At 54.6% G+C, this 17,229-nt stretch carries 14 protein-coding genes; 5 read left to right on the plus strand and 9 right to left on the minus strand.

Annotated features, from left to right (window positions below; all coding sequences use genetic code 11):
* Positions 1-9 precede the first annotated feature (9 nt).
* From ACSEMK_RS11120 to yiaK, 3 genes are read right to left on the minus strand one after another with little or no spacing between them, the layout of a single operon-like run.
* A complete protein-coding gene (locus ACSEMK_RS11120; RefSeq protein ID WP_430914919.1) occupies positions 10-933 on the minus strand; it encodes a DUF4862 family protein in 924 nt (307 codons plus the stop codon).
* A gap of 38 nt (positions 934-971) precedes the next feature.
* Positions 972-1,436 carry a YhcH/YjgK/YiaL family protein gene (locus tag ACSEMK_RS11125; RefSeq protein WP_430914918.1) on the minus strand — a complete coding sequence of 155 codons (465 nt, stop codon included), beginning with the start codon at positions 1,434-1,436 and terminating at the stop codon, positions 972-974.
* An 11-nt stretch (positions 1,437-1,447) separates the two neighbouring features.
* On the minus strand, positions 1,448-2,446 hold the full coding sequence (gene yiaK / locus ACSEMK_RS11130; RefSeq protein WP_045390698.1) for a 3-dehydro-L-gulonate 2-dehydrogenase: 999 nt from the start codon (positions 2,444-2,446) through the stop codon (positions 1,448-1,450).
* Positions 2,447-2,663: 217 nt separating this feature from the next.
* Here yiaK and yiaJ point away from each other — a divergent pair, with 217 nt between their 5' ends.
* Positions 2,664-3,482, plus strand: coding sequence for an IclR family transcriptional regulator YiaJ (gene yiaJ / locus ACSEMK_RS11135; protein WP_045390824.1), 819 nt, complete (start codon positions 2,664-2,666; stop codon positions 3,480-3,482).
* Between the two features lie 118 nt (positions 3,483-3,600).
* The gene (locus tag ACSEMK_RS11140; protein WP_430914917.1) at positions 3,601-4,089 is read left to right on the plus strand and encodes a 4Fe-4S binding protein; all 489 of its coding nucleotides are present in this window, start codon (positions 3,601-3,603) and stop codon (positions 4,087-4,089) included.
* Positions 4,090-4,126: 37 nt separating this feature from the next.
* Here the strand turns inward: ACSEMK_RS11140 and avtA are convergent, their stop codons facing one another.
* Positions 4,127-5,383, minus strand: coding sequence for a valine--pyruvate transaminase (avtA, locus tag ACSEMK_RS11145; RefSeq protein WP_015369199.1), 1,257 nt, complete (start codon positions 5,381-5,383; stop codon positions 4,127-4,129).
* 172 nt (positions 5,384-5,555) lie between these two features.
* Positions 5,556-7,586: an alpha-amylase gene (locus ACSEMK_RS11150; RefSeq protein ID WP_430914916.1), complete on the minus strand. Its 2,031-nt coding sequence runs from the start codon at positions 7,584-7,586 to the stop codon at positions 5,556-5,558.
* 315 nt (positions 7,587-7,901) lie between these two features.
* On the opposite strand from ACSEMK_RS11150, the gene ACSEMK_RS11155 reads away from it, so the two are divergent.
* Positions 7,902-8,729, plus strand: coding sequence for a protein bax (locus ACSEMK_RS11155; protein WP_087858963.1), 828 nt, complete (start codon positions 7,902-7,904; stop codon positions 8,727-8,729).
* Between the two features lie 43 nt (positions 8,730-8,772).
* On the opposite strand, the gene xylR is transcribed toward ACSEMK_RS11155, so the two are convergent.
* The 4 genes from xylR to xylF form a co-directional block, all read right to left on the minus strand.
* A complete protein-coding gene (gene xylR, locus ACSEMK_RS11160; protein ID WP_087858964.1) occupies positions 8,773-9,951 on the minus strand; it encodes a D-xylose utilization transcriptional activator XylR in 1,179 nt (392 codons plus the stop codon).
* A 123-nt stretch (positions 9,952-10,074) separates the two neighbouring features.
* Positions 10,075-11,256, minus strand: a complete 1,182-nt coding sequence (xylH, locus tag ACSEMK_RS11165; RefSeq protein WP_430914915.1) for a xylose ABC transporter permease XylH — start codon at positions 11,254-11,256, stop codon at positions 10,075-10,077.
* Complete coding sequence (locus ACSEMK_RS11170) at positions 11,234-12,775, minus strand: xylose ABC transporter ATP-binding protein (protein WP_308957659.1); 1,542 nt, start codon at positions 12,773-12,775, stop codon at positions 11,234-11,236. Before ACSEMK_RS11170 ends, xylH begins: the two co-directional genes overlap by 23 nt.
* A 64-nt stretch (positions 12,776-12,839) precedes the next feature.
* A complete protein-coding gene (gene xylF, locus ACSEMK_RS11175; RefSeq protein WP_087858966.1) occupies positions 12,840-13,835 on the minus strand; it encodes a D-xylose ABC transporter substrate-binding protein in 996 nt (331 codons plus the stop codon).
* 372 nt (positions 13,836-14,207) lie between these two features.
* Between xylF and xylA the strand changes: the two genes are divergently transcribed.
* Entirely contained in the window at positions 14,208-15,530 is a 1,323-nt protein-coding gene (gene xylA, locus ACSEMK_RS11180; protein ID WP_015703780.1) for a xylose isomerase, read from the plus strand.
* A 94-nt stretch (positions 15,531-15,624) separates the two neighbouring features.
* Positions 15,625-17,079 carry a xylulokinase gene (gene xylB, locus ACSEMK_RS11185; protein WP_430914914.1) on the plus strand — a complete coding sequence of 485 codons (1,455 nt, stop codon included), beginning with the start codon at positions 15,625-15,627 and terminating at the stop codon, positions 17,077-17,079.
* Positions 17,080-17,229: the final 150 nt, after the last annotated feature.

Genomic DNA, 17,229 nt, shown 5'->3' on the forward strand with positions numbered 1-17,229 from the left:
TAGTTGTTCTTATGCGTTTTTTAATATGCTGATACCGTCACGCAAAATGGCTATGCGGTGGTTAACATCGGCATTTGGGTCTATTTCCAATAATTTAATACCGGCGAACTGCAACGATGCGCCTGCAGCGCAGGCGAAAATATCGCGGGCATGCTGCGCGGTCATCAGGCTTTGCGGGCAGAAGGGCGCAAATGGCGCGTGTAAATCCTGCCATTCGCCATATTCACCTTGGCGGGTGGTGCCGGAAAACATCAGCGCGCCCAGTTTACCGGCCTGTTTAACCTGCCGGGTATGGGCCAACGGCAGCGCGGTATCGCGGCCTTCAATGGCCGAGCGCGCCCAGTTGATGCACACGCTTATCTCATGGTTGGCAATGACTTCCAGTACATTATCCAGTGGCAGAAAGCCTTTACGCGGCGCTGGGCCATTCATCGCGTCACAGTGTTCCAGCACCAGATCGCAGCGCCAGTCCCAACTGGCGATTTCTTTGAGCGAGCGTGAAAAGGCGTCCGTTGCCTGGGCGATGTTTTGATCTCCCGCCAGCGGCGCGGCCTGTAGCTCAAGCGCGGTGACTTTACCGGGTTGAATGCCGTTGATTTTATTAATTTTGCGATGAAGGTGGCGGTAGTATTCAACGCAGGCTACACGCTGTTGTTCATCGCTGGAGGCCAGGCCGAAGCCGGCGTTTTCTCCGCGGCGGCGCATGGTTTCCATAATGGCGGTAATCACAATTTGCCAGTTATCCGGCGTATGGCGCAGCAGCCACTCATCGCCTAATGGATGGATATGCTCAAGACAAGGCTGTTCTATGCCACGAATATCTGGAGTATCGGCAAGTTGTCGCCAGAATTCCTTCTCTTCCTCTTCACTCTTTTGGTGAAATGAGGGTGCACAGGGATACGCACCGATAATATAACCGGTAGTAATATTCATTATGTGCTCCTGTAAATTTAATGAGATGATTAGTTCTTTTACAGAATATCGATAGCTACCTTAACGACTATTTTTCTAATAGGGGTGGCGGTGCTTTTAATACACCCAGGTCGATGTACATCTTGTGGGAAGAATATGGCATAGCTACCGGGTATCATTTCAATAAACGATTCGTGTTCACTATCGTGATAAAAAATAATATCGCGCTGTTCTAATAACGATTCGCTGATCTGGTTATTCCCATTATCAATGGCGATACCTATTTTTTCTTCACCGGAAGCGAGAAATTGAATATCTAAATAACGCCGATGTACCTCCGGACGGTTTTCTGTCGCCGTACGGGTAGTCAGATCGATGATCTGCGCAAAAATATTCTTACCATCAATTTCGACGACGCCGGGGAGCTGGTGGCGAAAATCGGTAGTCCGAAGAAAATCGAGCGCCTTTTCAATCGCTGCCGGTAGACGGCAAGGATTCGGTTGTGAAATATGGCCGAAAATCATAGTGGTTTCCCCTACAGAGCCTGAATTTTGGCCCATACGCTGTCGTCGACGGTGATCCCGTTACGGCGGTTTTCTTCCAGTAATCGCGTAAACTCGTGGCCCGGTAGGCGGACCGCTACATTTTCATCGGCGCGTTCGGCGGTGGTGATGAAGTCCATGATCCGCTGTAGTTTGGCGTCACGCGTTTTGCCATCAATGAGCTTGTCGACTTCAATAGCGATGAAAATCTGCGATACGCCATATTCGTCGCTATTGTCCTGGGTGACTTCAGCAACGGAGGAACCGTTGGAAAGTAGGGTGGCTATCATATCCAGCACAATTGATAAACCGGAACCCTTCCAGTAGCCCATCGGCAGGATACGGCGATTTTTCTCAATCACGCCGGGCTCTTTCGTCAAATTACCGTCATCATCAAACCCGCCATCTACTGGCAGCGTGCGACCAGCCAGGCGATTAACCTCCAGCATGCCGTAGGAGAACATCGACATCGACATATCGACCATTGTGATCGGAGTGGATGGAATTGCCACGATCAGCGGATTGGTGCCAATGCGGCACTCTTTAGCGCCCCACGGCGGCATGACGGCGATAGAGTTGGTCCAGCAGATGCCGATATAGCCTTTTTCCGCCGCCTGCCAACCGTAGCTGCCGCCGCGCATCCAGTGATTGGCGTTGCGTAATGCCACCAGGCCAATGCCATGGTCGGAGGCCAATTCAATGGCGCGATCCATCATCTTTTTCGCCGTCAGATTGCCAATCGAACGCCGGGCATCCCACTGCTCAATAGCGCCAAGGCTGGTGACGCGCTGAGGTTTCGCATCCGGAATGATATCGCCGTTATCCAGTTGCTGAATAAAACGTGGAAAGCGATTCACTCCGTGTGAGTAGACGCCGGATTCCGTGGTGCGGGCGAACATTTCCGCGCAGGCGTCGGCGGTTTCCGCCGCAATACCGCGTGAGAGTAATACCCGATTGAACGCCTCTTTTAGCTGCGCAAAAGTTACTTTCATTCCCGTGTTCCCCTTAGGGTTTGAGTGATTTTTTATCTTCACGTTTCACATATCGAAATCTGATTTCAAATATAGCGATCAATTTTTGACAGATCAACGGCAGATGCTATTTTTAAAAATCATTAAAATCAGTTGGTTGTGTTTTTTCGGTTCAGATCGTGAACTGAACCACACTTTGCGCTACCATCAGAGCGCGATTAAAAAGGAAGCCGAAGCGATGGGCACAAAAGAGAGTGAAATGACGCAAGAGAAAGAGAGGCCAGCCGGAAGCCAGAGTCTATTTCGCGGGTTAATGCTGATTGAGATCCTCAGTAACTATCCAAACGGTTGTCCGTTGGCGCATCTGTCTGAACTGGCGGGCCTGAATAAAAGTACCGTGCATCGGTTGTTGCAGGGCCTGCAGTCCTGCGGCTACGTTACTCCGGCGCCTGCCGCCGGAAGTTACCGCCTGACCACCAAATTTATTGCCGTTGGGCAAAAGGCGCTGTCGTCGCTGAATATTATTCATGTCGCTGCGCCGCATCTTGAAGCTTTAAACATCGCCACCGGCGAGACGGTGAACTTCTCCAGCCGTGAGGACGACCACGCGATTCTGATTTATAAGCTGGAGCCGACTACCGGTATGCTGCGTACCCGCGCCTATATTGGCCAGCATATGCCGCTGTACTGTTCGGCGATGGGTAAGATCTACATGGCGTTCGGCCATCCTGACTACGTTGCCAGCTACTGGGACAGCCATCAGGATATTATTCAGCCGTTGACCCGTAACACCATTACCGGCCTGCCGGCGATGAACGACGAGCTGGCGCAGATTCGCGAACGTAATATGGCGATGGATCGCGAAGAGAACGAACTCGGCGTCTCGTGCCTGGCGGTACCGGTATTCGATATTCACGGCCGCGTGCCTTATGCCATTTCGATTTCGCTGTCGACTTCGCGCCTGAAACAGGTTGGTGAGAAAAATCTGCTCAAACCATTGCGTGAAACGGCAGAGGCGATTTCCCGCGAGCTGGGGTTTGTGATTCGCGAAGGCTAAGGCAACTGGCGAGATCTTGCTGGGTATTTGCCTAAAACGCAGCTGATTCCATTCAGGATCAAAGCGCACAGCGGGGTTTTTCTGGCACGCTGCGTTTTTATCCCGAATGGAGTTGAGGATGAACCGGTTTATTATCGCCGATGCGCAAAAGTGTATCGGCTGTCGAACCTGCGAGGTGGCCTGCGTGGTGTCGCATCAGCAGGGGCAGGATTGTTCTACCGTTTCTGCAAGACGCTTTGCGCCGCGGATCCGGGTAGTGAAGAGCGATGAGCTATCAACGGCGACGCTGTGCCGTCAGTGCGAGGATGCACCCTGCGCGAACGTCTGCCCGGAAGGGGCAATACGCCATGAAGGCGACGTCTGGCGTGTCGATCAACGGCTGTGCATTGGTTGTAAAAGCTGTATGGTGGCGTGCCCTTATGGGGCGATGACGGTGATGTTGACCGACGAAGGCGTGCAGGCGCTGAAGTGCGATCTGTGCGCGCACCGGCAAACGGGGCCGGCGTGCGTAGCGGCCTGTCCGACTCAGGCGCTGCGCTGTATTGAGTCCGCCGAGCTGGAAAGATTAAGCGCCGAGCGCCGCCGTTGGGCGGCGCAGGCAATGTAATCGGATGTCCCCGGTCAGTCATGGCCGGGAAACACCATCAGGCGTCTTGCTCCTGCCAGGCGCGCTCAATCTCTTCGGCAAGAATTTTCACTCCCGCCTCGATTTTCTCCGGGTCCGGCACGTAGTTCATGCGCATGCACTGATGCGTATGCGGCCACGGCTTGTCCAGCCCCGGGAAGAAGTAATCGCCCGGCACCATCAGCACGCCGCGTTGTTTCAGGCGCTGATACAGCAGCTCGGTGGAGATCGGCAGATCCTTAAACCACAGCCACAGGAAAATCGCCCCTTCTGGTTTATGAATCAGGCAGCGTTCTTCCGGCAAATAGCGGCGAATGGTAGCGATGGTTTCCTGAACACGCTGATAATAGAACGGTTTAATCACCGTCTCCGACAGCCGTAGCAGGTCCTTACGCTTGATCATTTCGCACATCATCGCTGGCCCAATCCCGCCAGGAGCGAGGCTGATAATGCCGTTCATATTACTGATCGCGGTGATGATTTTCTCGTTGGCGATGATGATTCCGCAGCGGGTGCCCGGCAGCCCGAGCTTGGATAAGCTCATACATAGCACGATGTTCGGGTTCCACAGCGGGCGCGCTTCGCTAAAAATAATGCCCGGGAAAGGCACGCCATAGGCGTTATCAATAACCAGCGGCACGCCGTGCTGATTGGCGAGGGCATCAAGCTTAATAAGCTCTTCGTCGGTAATGACGTTGCCGGTCGGGTTAGTTGGCCGGGAGACGCAGATCATTCCCGTCTCTTCGGTGATCTGCAGGTGTTCGAAGTCCACGTGATATTTGAACTGGCCTTCCGGCAGCAGCTCAATGTTGGGGCGGGTGGCGACAAACAGATCCTCTTCCAGCCCGGAATCGGCGTAGCCGATATATTCCGGCGTCAGCGGGAACAGCACCTTGCGGGTGGTGCCGTCGGCACGGCGGCCGGCAAACAGGTTAAATAAGTAGAAAAACGCGCTCTGGCTGCCATTCGTCAGAGCAATATTCTGTGGTTCGATCTCCCAACCTAATTCTTCGCGCAGCATTTGCGCAAGCAAGGTCAGAAGCTCGCTTTTCCCTTGCGGACCATCATAATTGCAAAGCGCATCAAGGGCTTTGCCGTTATCCAGCATATCGGCCAGCAGGCTATTGAAGTATTCATTCATCTCCGGGATTTGCGCGGGGTTGCCGCCGCCCAGCATGATCGCGCCCGGTGTGCGCAGGCCGTCATTGAGGTCTTCCATCAGGCGGGTGATGCCTGAATGACGGGTGAATTTGTCGCCGAAAAGTGAAAATGTCATCGCGGATATTCTGTTGGTCTTCTGGAAAGGGAATTACCATAACGCCAGCGTCAACGCGGTGCAAATCGGCACAGGAGGGAGCGATTTATCTTTTGTTCTGCTAACAGTGTAAGTTTTAGTCATTTGTGCTGAAAAGGCTCCAGCCAGCGGCAAGGAGCCCGGTAAGCGACTGCTATTGCTGTCCGGCCCAGACAACCATCACTTTATCAGCGCTGCTTTCACGTACGAAACCATAGCCCTGCTCTAGCGTCAGCGTCTGTTGTTTTCCCATACCAATGGCCGGATGGCGGGCGCGGAATTGGGCGATTTTTTGCCAGTGCGCGACGTTATCGGATGCGCTACCGGCAACATCCTGCCAGTTCATATCGGAGCGGGTACCCTGCAGCGGGTCGGAACCCGTGGGGCCGAATGGGCGCGAAGACTCATCGCCATAGAAGAGTTGTACGGCGCCTGGGGAGAGTAATAACAGTTCCGCCGCCCGGCTGCCGCCTTCGCGGAACAGGCGGGTATCGTGCGAGGAGAGATAGCTCAGCACGTTGAAATCCTGCAGCTTGTCCGCCATCTGCTGCCAGGTGGCGTCCATGTTTGCCAGACAGTCCACCGCTTTCGCCGCCCGATCCTGATAATCGAAATTGATCATCGCGTCGAAGCCGTGGCGATAGTAGTCGCTTTGCATCACGCCGTGGCCCCAGGCCTCGCCGGTCATCCAGAATGGCGCGTCATCCAGCGCTTTCTGAGGATTCGCTTTTTTCCATTCCGCCAGCGCGGCCGTGGCCTGCGTTTTGAGCTGTTGCCAGGCGTCCGGTTCGACGTGTTTTGCGGTATCGACGCGAAAGCCGTCAATACCGTAATCGCGTACCCATTGGCTGAGCCAGTGGGTCAGATAGTCGCGCGGCGTGAAGCCGGCTATCTCTTTGGCGGCGGAATCCGGCTTGTGACGGTAGAAATTTGGCAAGCCAGAAGGGAGCGTCGATTCGGTTTTCAGGTCCGGTAGGAACGCCAGCGACATGGTGAAATCGTCGAAACCGGGATTGTCGTAGTCGCCGATATCGGTGCGGATCCATTTTTTTCCCCACCATTGTTCCCAGCCTGCTTTATCGCTGAAGTTGATGTAATCATTGAAGCTGTGCCAGCTTTGCCCTGGCGCTGGTTTCCAGTCGGTCCAGCGCTCGCCAAGCGTTTTTTTCAGTTCATCGCCTTTCAGGTACAGCGAGCCGAAGTGAAATTCCTGCATATCGGCAAGCGTGGCGTAACCAGTATGGTTCATGACGACATCAAACAGGACGCGCATGCCGCGCCGATGGGCCTCATCAACCAGTTGCCGAAGGTCGGCTTCGTCGCCCATGTTGGCGTCAAGACGGGTCCAGTCCTGGGTGTAGTAACCGTGATAGGCGTAGTGGGGAAAGTCGCCTTTGGTGCCGCCGCCGACCCAGCCGTGAATTTGCTCCAGCGGTGAACTTATCCATAGCGCGTTGACGCCAAGCTGTTGAAGATAATCCAGCTTGCTGGTCAGCCCCTGTAAATCGCCGCCGTGGAAGGTGCCTATCTCCTGCATACCGTCTTTATGGCGCCCGTAGCTGTTGTCGTTGGCCGGATTGCCGTTAACGAAGCGATCGGTCAGGACAAAATAGATAGTGGCGTTATGCCAGTTAAACGGCGCGCTGGCGGCGCTATCCGCTTTTTCAAGCAGCACGAGCCCATTACTGCCTGCGGCGGGCTGCAGCGTGATTTTACCTGCTTTCACCGTGGCGAGATTACCGCTGTAAAAATCACGCACCTGGCTTCCCTCGGCAAACGTCTGGCCGACATCGAGCGTTAGCGGTTTACCATCCCATTTCGGACACTGGCGCATCAGCGGCTGCGTGCTGGCCGTGTCCTGTGCCGCCAGCGACAGCATCAGCGTTGGCGTGCCGGAGCGGGTATCGACTTCCAGCGTATAGCGCCCGTCGCGGAACACGCGCCACTGCGGTGGCGTATCCCGACAAGGTTCCAGCGACAGCATCTGATTGAGTTTTATCGCCCCCGCAGGCTGCCAGCACTGTTGGTCAAAACTTATCCGCAAAGGGCGGGTACCCTTCGTCACCTCATTTTGCGTCGTGAAGCGGCCAGTATCCTGTTCAGTGAAGGTGGGAAAGTCAGCGGTTGTCCAGGCGGCAAAGGCCATCCCGGGCAGCAGTAGCGAGGCGAGCGCAGCGAGTTTCATGCCGGAGTCCTGTTAGCGGTTTTTATCACAGTGTGCCTGCGCGCCATAAGGTTGAACTCATCCTGCCGGTAATTTTGCGGGGAGGATGAAAAGGGGTGAGTGATTTAGTTCAAAAAATGAGCTATAAATGAGACGGAGATAGCATTTCTGCACCTTCGCGACGGTGCAGAAACCGATTTCAGATGACAGCGATTCGGAATTGGACTATTTCTCTTGATGCTCTCTCTGGGTATTTTTGATACTATTCGCGATTCAACTATCGATTTTTTGCGAAAAACAAGGTGTTGGAATGAGTAAATCCGACCAGGAGACCTAATGATATCGATTCCCATGCGACGATATGGGGCTGCGATACTTATGTTACTTACCTGTATCTTTTCAGGTAGTGTGTTGGCGACAACGCACACAGCAACAAAGAGTCATAAAGCCTCAGTAGTTAAGAAAGTAAAGAAGCCCAGTAGTATCAAGGTTAGCAGTAAACAAGAGTATTCTCGCAATAGTGTAAAGAGCAGTTCACTTCCTGATTTGCGAAAATACCCTTCCGGGACACCAAGGAAAAAAGCGTTTCTCCGGACGGTTATGCCTTACATTACAAAGCAAAATCAAGCGATCACGGCAGATCGTAACTGGCTTGTCTCTAAGCAATACGACGGCCGTTGGTCGCCGAGCGAGCAGGCGCGTCTGAAAGACATCGCTTCACGTTACAAAGTGAAGTGGTCTGGCAATACTCGCCATATACCGTGGAACTCGCTGCTTGAGCGCGTCGACATTATTCCGAACAGCATGGTGGCAACCATGGCGGCGGCGGAAAGCGGTTGGGGCACCTCGAAGCTGGCGCGTGAGAACAACAACCTGTTTGGTATGAAGTGTGGCGGCGGCAACTGCCGCGGTGCAATGAAAGGCTACTCCCAGTTTGAATCTGTCGAGCAGTCGGTTCAGGCCTATGTTAAAAACCTGAATACGCACCCGGCTTATTCATCCTTCCGTAAGTCTCGCGCACAGCTGCGTAAGACGGACCAGGAAGTAACTGCCAGCACCATGATCCACAAGCTGAAGGGGTACTCGACGAAAGGGTCGAGCTATAACAACTATCTCTTCGCCATGTATCAGGACAATCAGCGCTTAATTGCCGCTCATATGTAATCATCAATGCCCGGTGCGTAAGCCCGGGCATTTTTCTTTCCCGCTACATCATCACTTCGCTGTGCCGATCGCGGTATTCTTTCGGCGTCACATCGTACTCTTTCTTAAACACCGAATAGAAATACTGCAGCGACGGATAACCGCACATCTGCGAAATTTCGTTTATCGATAGCGTGGTGGAGACCAGCAGGCTGCGCGCTTTTTCCAGCTTTTCGCTGTGGATCACCGTGTGGATGGTTTCCCCGACCTCTTCTTTAAAGCGTTTCTCCAGATTCGATCGGGAAATACCGACGGCGTCGAGCACCTGCTCAACCTTAATGCCTTTGCAGGCGTGATTGCGGATGTAATGCATCGCCTGAATCACCGCAGGGTCGGTGAGCGAGCGATAATCGGTGGAGCGCCGCTCAATGACGCGCATCGGCGGCACCAGCAGCCGCTGCAGCGGTAGCGCTTCGTTTTCCAGTAATCGATGCAGGAGTTTCGCCGCCTGGTAGCCCATCTGCCGGGTACCCTGCGCCACGGAAGAGAGCGCGACGCGGGAGAGATAGCGGGTCAATTCTTCGTTATCGATACCGATGACGCACAGTTTTTCCGGCACCGGAATATGCAGCAGCTCGCAGGCCTGCAGGACGTGACGGGCGCGGGCATCGGTCACGGCGATAATGCCGGTTTGCGGCGGCAGCGTTTGCAGCCAATCGGCGAGCCGATTTTGCGCATGCTGCCAGTTTTCCGGCGCGGTCTCCAGCCCCTGATAGACGACGCCACGGTATTTCTCTTTGGCGACTAGCTGGCAGAAGGCATGTTCGCGCTCCCTCGCCCAGCGCTTGCCGCTGGAGGTCGGCAGCCCGTAAAAAGCGAAACGGTTCACCCCTTTTTCTTTCAGATGCAGGAACGCGCTTTCGACCAGCGCGGCATTATCGGTGGCGATATAGTGGACTGGCGGGTAGCACTCTGGTTGATGATAGGAGCCGCCGACGCCGACAATCGGTACTTTGACATCTGCCAGCAGTTTTTCTATCTCCGGGTCGTCGTAATCGGCGATAACGCCATCACCCAGCCACTCTTTGATGTTTTCAATACGCGCGCGAAAATCCTCTTCGATAAAAATATCCCATTCCAGCTGCGATGCCTGCAGATATTCGCCAACGCCTTCAACCACCTGACGGTCATAGGCTTTGTTGGCGTTGAATAACAGCGTAATGCGGTGACGCTTTTCAAACATAGATGATATTCCTGCTCTTACCCCGGTCATACAATACCGGCTAATGCCCGAATTATTTCAAGCGCCTTATGGCGAAGTTTGGCGGTGGCGCAAGTTATTCGGGCATTTTTCATCGTGATACCGTTATGTTCTCCGTTTGGTAGCCGAATCCATCCAGACCGCCAATAGTAAAATGGCGCCCTTAACGATGTATTGCCAGAAGGTGGCGACGTCCATCATGCTCATGCCATTATCCAGCGCCGACATAATAAACGCCCCCATTACCGCCCCTGCCACGCTGCCGATGCCGCCGGCCAGACTGGTGCCGCCGATCACGCAGGCGGCAATGGCGTCGAGTTCGGCGATATTACCGGCAGAAGGCGATCCCGCTCCCAGTCGCGAGCTGAGAATCAACCCGGCGATGGCGACCATCAGGCCGTTAATGGCGAAGACCGCAAGCTTGGTGCGCTCGACGTTAATCCCGGAGAGGCGGGCCGCTTCCAGATTACCGCCAATGGCATAGATGCGGCGGCCAAAAGCGGTACGGGTCGCCATAAACATGCCCGCCAGCAGCAGGGCGGCGAGTATGAGTACCGGCGTCGGCACGCCGCGATAATCATTGAGCAGCCAGATAGCGCCCAGCACGATAACCGCGGTGATGGTCTGACGGCCAACCGCGCCGGTAGAACGGGTGGTCGCCAGCCCTAACGCCTGTCGGCGCATCCGACCGCGCCATTGCCAGATGATAAAAGCCGCCATGCCAATAACGCCGATTCCAAAGCCGATGCCGTCCGGTAAATAACTTTGACCGATTTGCGACATCGCCGGCGTGGTGGGCGAGACGGTGGTACCGTTGGTAATGCCGATTAAAATTCCGCGAAACGCCAGCATGCCGGCAAGGGTCACAATGAAAGAGGGCACTTTACGATAGGCGACCCACCATCCGTTCCACGCGCCGAGCAGTAGCCCCATGACCAACGTAACGAGAATGGTGAGCGGCAGCGGCCAGCCGAGCCAAACGTCGAAAATCGCCGCCGCCCCGCCGAGCAAACCCATCATTGAGCCGACGGAGAGGTCGATTTCCGCCGAAATGATCACGAACACCATGCCGACGGCGAGGATGCCGGTGATGGCGGTTTGCCGCAGGAGGTTGGAAATATTACGCGCGCTCAAATAGGCGCCGTCGGTAACCCAGGTAAAAAACAGCATAATGGCGATAATCGCGGCGATCATCACGAAAACCTGGAGATTGAGCCCTTTCAGCGCCGGAAAAGCGGCAGGGGCGGATGGGGTGAGTTTGATTTCAGACGACGTGTTTTTCGACATGGCGTTCGCTCCTCAGCGCGGCTTCCATCACCTGTTCCTGGGTCAGACCTTGATTATGCAAATTGGCCTTAAGCTTGCCTTCGTGCATCACCAGTACCCTATCGCTTAGCCCGAGCACTTCAGGCAATTCGGATGAGATCACGATGACGGCGATGCCTTGCTGCACCAGTTGATTGATAAGTTTGTAGATTTCGTATTTCGCGCCGATATCGATGCCGCGGGTTGGTTCATCGAGGATCAAAATGCGCGGGTTGAGCAGCAGGCAGCGGGCCAGAATCGCCTTTTGTTGATTGCCGCCGCTCAGGCGGCCAATCGCCAGATCCGGCGATGACGTTTTGATTTTCAGCCGCTGAATCGATTGCTGAATGCAGTGCTGCTCCGCGGCGTCGTCGAGGCTGCTCGCCGGGCCGGTGAACTGATTTAACGCCGCGAGAGTGATGTTCTTGCCGACTGCCATCACCGGCACGATGCCGTCTTTTTTGCGGTCTTCCGGCACCATGGCGATACCATGGGCAATCGCCTGTTGGCAGTTTTTAATCGTTACCGGCTGTCCGTCGATAAAGATGCTTCCCTGCCAGCGTCCCGGCCAGACGCCAAACAGACACTGTACCGCCTCGGTGCGCCCGGCGCCGACTAACCCGGCGATGCCGAGGATTTCGCCGCGGCGGAGGGAAAACGACACGTCGTTGACGCGCTTGATATGGCGGTTAACCGGGTGCCAGGCGGTGAGATGCTCGACCCGCAATATCTCATCGCCATGATTATGTGGTTCGTTTGGATACAAGGCCGTGAGTTCGCGCCCGACCATCATGGTGATGATGTCATCTTCGTTCATTCCGCTGGCGTCGCGGGTGCCAATATGCTGGCCGTCACGTATCACGCAGATAGTGTCGGAGATGGCTTTAACTTCATTGAGCTTGTGCGAAATATAAATACAGGCGATGCCGTGGTTTTGCAGATCGCGAATAATCGCCAGCAGCGTCGCGGTTTCTTGTTCGGTTAACGATGCCGTGGGTTCATCGAGGATCAGCAGCCGTACCTGTTTATTCAGCGCCTTGGCGATCTCGACCAGCTGTTGCTGGCCCAGGCCTAAATCGCCAACGCGGGTATCGGGCGAGATCGATAAATTCACCTGCGCTAATAGTTTCTGGCAGCGCAGGGTCATGGTTTCGTAATCCAGCAGGCCATGGCGTGAGATCTCGGCGCCGAGAAAGATATTTTCCAACACCGTGAGATGTTTCACCAACGCCAGCTCCTGGTGAATAATGGCGATACCTTTGCGCTCGGTATCGCGAATATGATTCGCCTGCAGCGACTCGCCGGCGAAAATGATTTCACCATCGTAACTGCCGTGTGGGTAGATGCCGCACAGCACTTTCATTAGCGTCGATTTTCCCGAACCATTTTCACCGCATAACGACACCACTTCCCCGGCATTCAGCCGCAGGCTGACGTTATCCACGGCCTTAACCGCGCCGAAGGCTTTGGTGATGTTCTTCATTTCGAGTAACCAGGACATAGAGACTCCGCAAAAGCGATATCCGGCAGGACGAAAACGACGCCCCGAGGCGGGGCGTCAGCCATTACAGTTCACTCTTTTTGTGGAAACCGTCTTTAATCACCGTGGCGTCAATATTCTCTTTATTGACTTCAATTGGCGTTAACAGGCGCGAAGGGACATCTTTTAAGCCGTTATTCAATGTGGCGTCGGCCTTGGGTTGCTGGTCATTACCTAATTCAACGGCGATTTCGGCAGCGTTAGTGGCAAGCGTGGTAATCGGTTTATAAACGGTCATCGTCTGGGTGCCGGAAATAATACGTTTCACGCCAGCCAGATCGGCATCCTGCCCGGAAATGGCGACTTTACCCGCCAGCCCCTGGGCGCTAAGCGCCTGGATAGCGCCGCCGGCGGTCGCATCATTGGAAGCCACTACCGCGTCAATTTTGTTGTTATTCGCCGTCAGCGCGTTTTCCATGATTTTTAACGCGTTTTCCGGCAGCCAGCCGTCGACCCACTGATCGCCGACGATCTTAATTTTGCCGTCATCAACATAAGGTTTGAGCACCTTCATCTGACCGGCGCGGAACAATTTGGCGTTATTATCCACCGGCGAGCCACCCATCAGGAAATAATTTCCCTGCGGCACTTTGTCGACCAGGCTTTTGGCCTGCATTTCACCGACTTTTTCATTATCGAAAGAAATATAAAAATCGATGTCAGCATTATTAATCATGCGATCGTAGGCGAGAACTTTAATTCCTTCTTGTTTCGCTTCTTTAATAACGTTGCTGAGCACCTGGCCGTTGTAAGGAATAATCACTAAAACATCGACGCCGCGGTTGATCATATTTTCAATTTGCGACATTTGCGTTTCTTCGTTGCCATTGGCGGACTGCACAAATACTTTGGCGCCTAAGGATTCCGCTTTATTAACGAAAATATCGCGATCTTTTTGCCAACGTTCCAGACGAAGATCGTCGATGGCCATCCCAATCTTAACTTCTTTAGCCATACCCGCCATGCTGGCGAGAAGGAGCGATGAGGCGCAGAGCGTAAGGCAAAGGTTCTTTATCTTCATAATAACGATACCTTTTCAAAGGGTAGGTAAGGCGAACAGGAATAAACTTCAGGTTGCAGATACGTTGCAGATTCTTAACGGGGAAGCGAGGGCTGGCAATTACCTGTTCTTATTTTCGCATTATGAAATTTAGTTTGTTTCGTAATTTATGACCGCGATCGTATTTTATTCAAGAGTATGCAGGTTATTTCATTCTTCTTCCATCATAGGGTTCCAGAAATGATGCAAAGAGGAATTGTTTTTGCGAGCTGGCGCACGTTTGTGGATTCTCTCAATGGCGGTGTGAAATAACGTAATTGAGGAAGATGAAAATGGAATTCTATATTGGCGTATCACTTGTTACTCGCCGCACCCCTGAATATGGAGTTCTCTATGCAAACCTATTTCGATCAACTCGATCGCGTTCGTTATGAAGGCCCGAAATCGACTAACCCGCTGGCTTTTCGTCACTACAATCCGGATGAATTAGTACTGGGTAAGCGCATGGAAGACCACCTGCGTTTCGCCGCCTGCTACTGGCACACTTTCTGCTGGAATGGCGCGGATATGTTTGGCGTGGGATCCTTCGATCGTCCATGGCAGCAGCCGGGCGAAGCGCTGGAAATGGCGAAACGTAAAGCCGAAGTGGCATTTGAGTTTTTCCATAAGTTGAATGTGCCGTATTACTGCTTCCATGATGTCGACGTTTCCCCGGAAGGCGCTTCGCTGAAAGAGTACAGCAACAACTTTGCTCAGATGGTGGACGTGCTGGCGGAAAAACAGCAGCAGAGCGGCGTGAAACTGCTGTGGGGGACGGCAAACTGCTTTACCAACCCACGTTATGGCGCAGGCGCGGCGACGAACCCCGATCCGGAAGTCTTTAGTTGGGCGGCGACTCAGGTGGTCACCGCAATGAATGCGACCCACAAGTTGGGCGGTGAAAACTACGTGCTGTGGGGCGGTCGCGAAGGCTACGAAACCCTGCTTAATACCGATCTGCGTCAGGAGCGCGAGCAGATTGGCCGCTTTATGCAACTGGTGGTTGAACACAAACACAAAATTGGTTTCCAGGGCACCCTGCTGATCGAGCCGAAGCCGCAGGAGCCGACCAAGCACCAATATGATTATGATGCCTCCACGGTTTACGGGTTCCTGAAACAGTTTGGTCTGGAAAAAGAGATTAAACTGAACATTGAAGCCAACCACGCCACCCTTGCCGGCCACTCTTTCCACCACGAGATCGCCACGGCTATTGCGCTGGGCCTGTTCGGTTCGGTTGATGCTAACCGCGGCGATGCGCAGCTGGGCTGGGATACCGACCAGTTCCCGAACAGCGTAGAAGAGAACGCCCTGGTGATGTATGAGATCCTCAAGGCGGGCGGCTTCACCACCGGCGGCCTGAACTTTGATGCTAAAGTTCGTCGCCAGAGCACCGACAAATACGATCTGTTCTACGGCCATATCGGCGCGATGGACACTATGGCGCTGTCGCTGAAAGTTGCGGCGCGCATGATTGAAGACGGCGAGCTGGATAAACGCGTGGCGAAACGCTACGCCGGCTGGAACGGTGAATTGGGCCAGCAGATCCTCACAGGCCAGATGACCCTGACCGACATCGCGCACTATGCGACTCAGCACAACCTGGCGCCGCAGCACCACAGCGGGCACCAGGAACTGCTGGAAAACCTGGTGAATCATTACCTGTTCGATAAGTAATGCCGACAAAAGCGCCCGGTAAATCCGGGCGCTGGCTGTAACCATTTTTGCTGCGCCACGCTTTGTCGTGGCGTTCGTGTTAAGGAGACGCTGCATGTATATCGGGATTGATTTAGGGACCTCGGGCGTAAAAGCCATTCTGCTCAATGAACAGGGCGACGTACTGGCGACGCATACCGAAAAACTGACCGTCTCGCGCCCACATCCGCTCTGGTCCGAACAAGATCCCGAACAGTGGTGGCAGGCGACGAATACCGCGATGCAAGCGCTGGGCGCGCAACATTCCCTGCGCGAGGTAAAAGCTTTAGGGATTGCCGGACAGATGCATGGCGCCACGCTGCTCGACAAACAGCAGCGGGTCCTGCGTCCGGCGATTTTGTGGAATGATGGCCGCTGCGGCGAAGAGTGCATGCTGCTGGAAGAAAAAGTCGGCGCTTCGCGGCAAATCACCGGCAACCTGATGATGCCGGGTTTTACGGCGCCGAAGCTGCTGTGGGTACAGCGTCACGAAGCCGAAATTTTTAAACAGGTCGATAAGGTCCTGTTGCCGAAAGATTACCTGCGGCTACGCATGAGCGGCGAATTCGCCAGCGATATGTCCGACGCCGCCGGCACGATGTGGATGAACGTCGCGCGACGCGACTGGAGCGATGAGATGCTCGCCGCCTGCGGGCTCGGCCGCGACAATATGCCGGCCCTTTTTGAAGGCTGCGAAGTGACCGGCCAACTGCGTGCTGAGGTAGCCCAGGCGTGGAATATGCCGCGGGCGCTGGTGGTAGCGGGCGGCGGTGATAACGCGGCAGGCGCTGTCGGTGTTGGCATGGCCGATGCCGGTCAGGCGATGTTATCGCTGGGGACCTCAGGCGTCTATTTCGCCGTCAGCGATGGTTTTCTGAGTAAACCGGAAAGCGCGGTGCATAGTTTCTGCCACGCCCTGCCGGGCCGCTGGCACCTGATGTCGGTGATGCTCAGCGCCGCGTCTTGTCTGGATTGGGCGGCAAAGCTGACCGGCCTCGGCAGCGTACCGGCGCTGATCGCCGCGGCGCAGTCGGCGGATGACAATGCCGACCCGGTGTGGTTCTTGCCTTATCTTTCCGGCGAGCGTACGCCGCACAACAATCCGCAGGCTAAAGGCGTGTTCTTCGGCCTTACCCATCAACATGGTCCCGCCGAACTGGCGCGGGCGGTGCTTGAGGGGGTGGGCTACGCGCTGGCCGACGGCATGGATGTTGTGCACTCCTGCGGCGTGAAACCAGACAGCGTCACCCTTATCGGCGGCGGCGCGCGTAGCGCATACTGGCGACAAATGCTCGCCGATATTAGCGGCCAGCAGCTGGATTTCCGCACCGGCGGCGATGTCGGCCCGGCGTTAGGCGCGGCAAGATTGGCGCAGTTGGGCGTTCATCAAGGTGCGGCTTTCTCTGACCTCCTGCCGCAGCTGCCGCTGGAGCAGGCGCACCTGCCTGATGCTCAACGGTTTGCCCGTTATGCGCCGCGTCGTGAAACGTTCCGCCAGATCTATCAGCAGCTTAAGCCACTGATGTCATAAGTTGTTCTCGCCCCATTTATTGGGGCGAATTTCCTTTCTGAATGATTCGCTTTGCATTGATTTAATTCACATATTTATTTATTCCGAATTGTGGGTTTCAATTTGCGGAAACTGCCGCAACCGGCAATTCCCCGGTCATAATGAGCGCTA

Origin of the sequence: Klebsiella sp. K-3 (assembly GCF_051207495.1) — a bacterium.
GTDB classification, from domain to species: Bacteria; Pseudomonadota; Gammaproteobacteria; order Enterobacterales; family Enterobacteriaceae; genus Klebsiella; species Klebsiella aerogenes.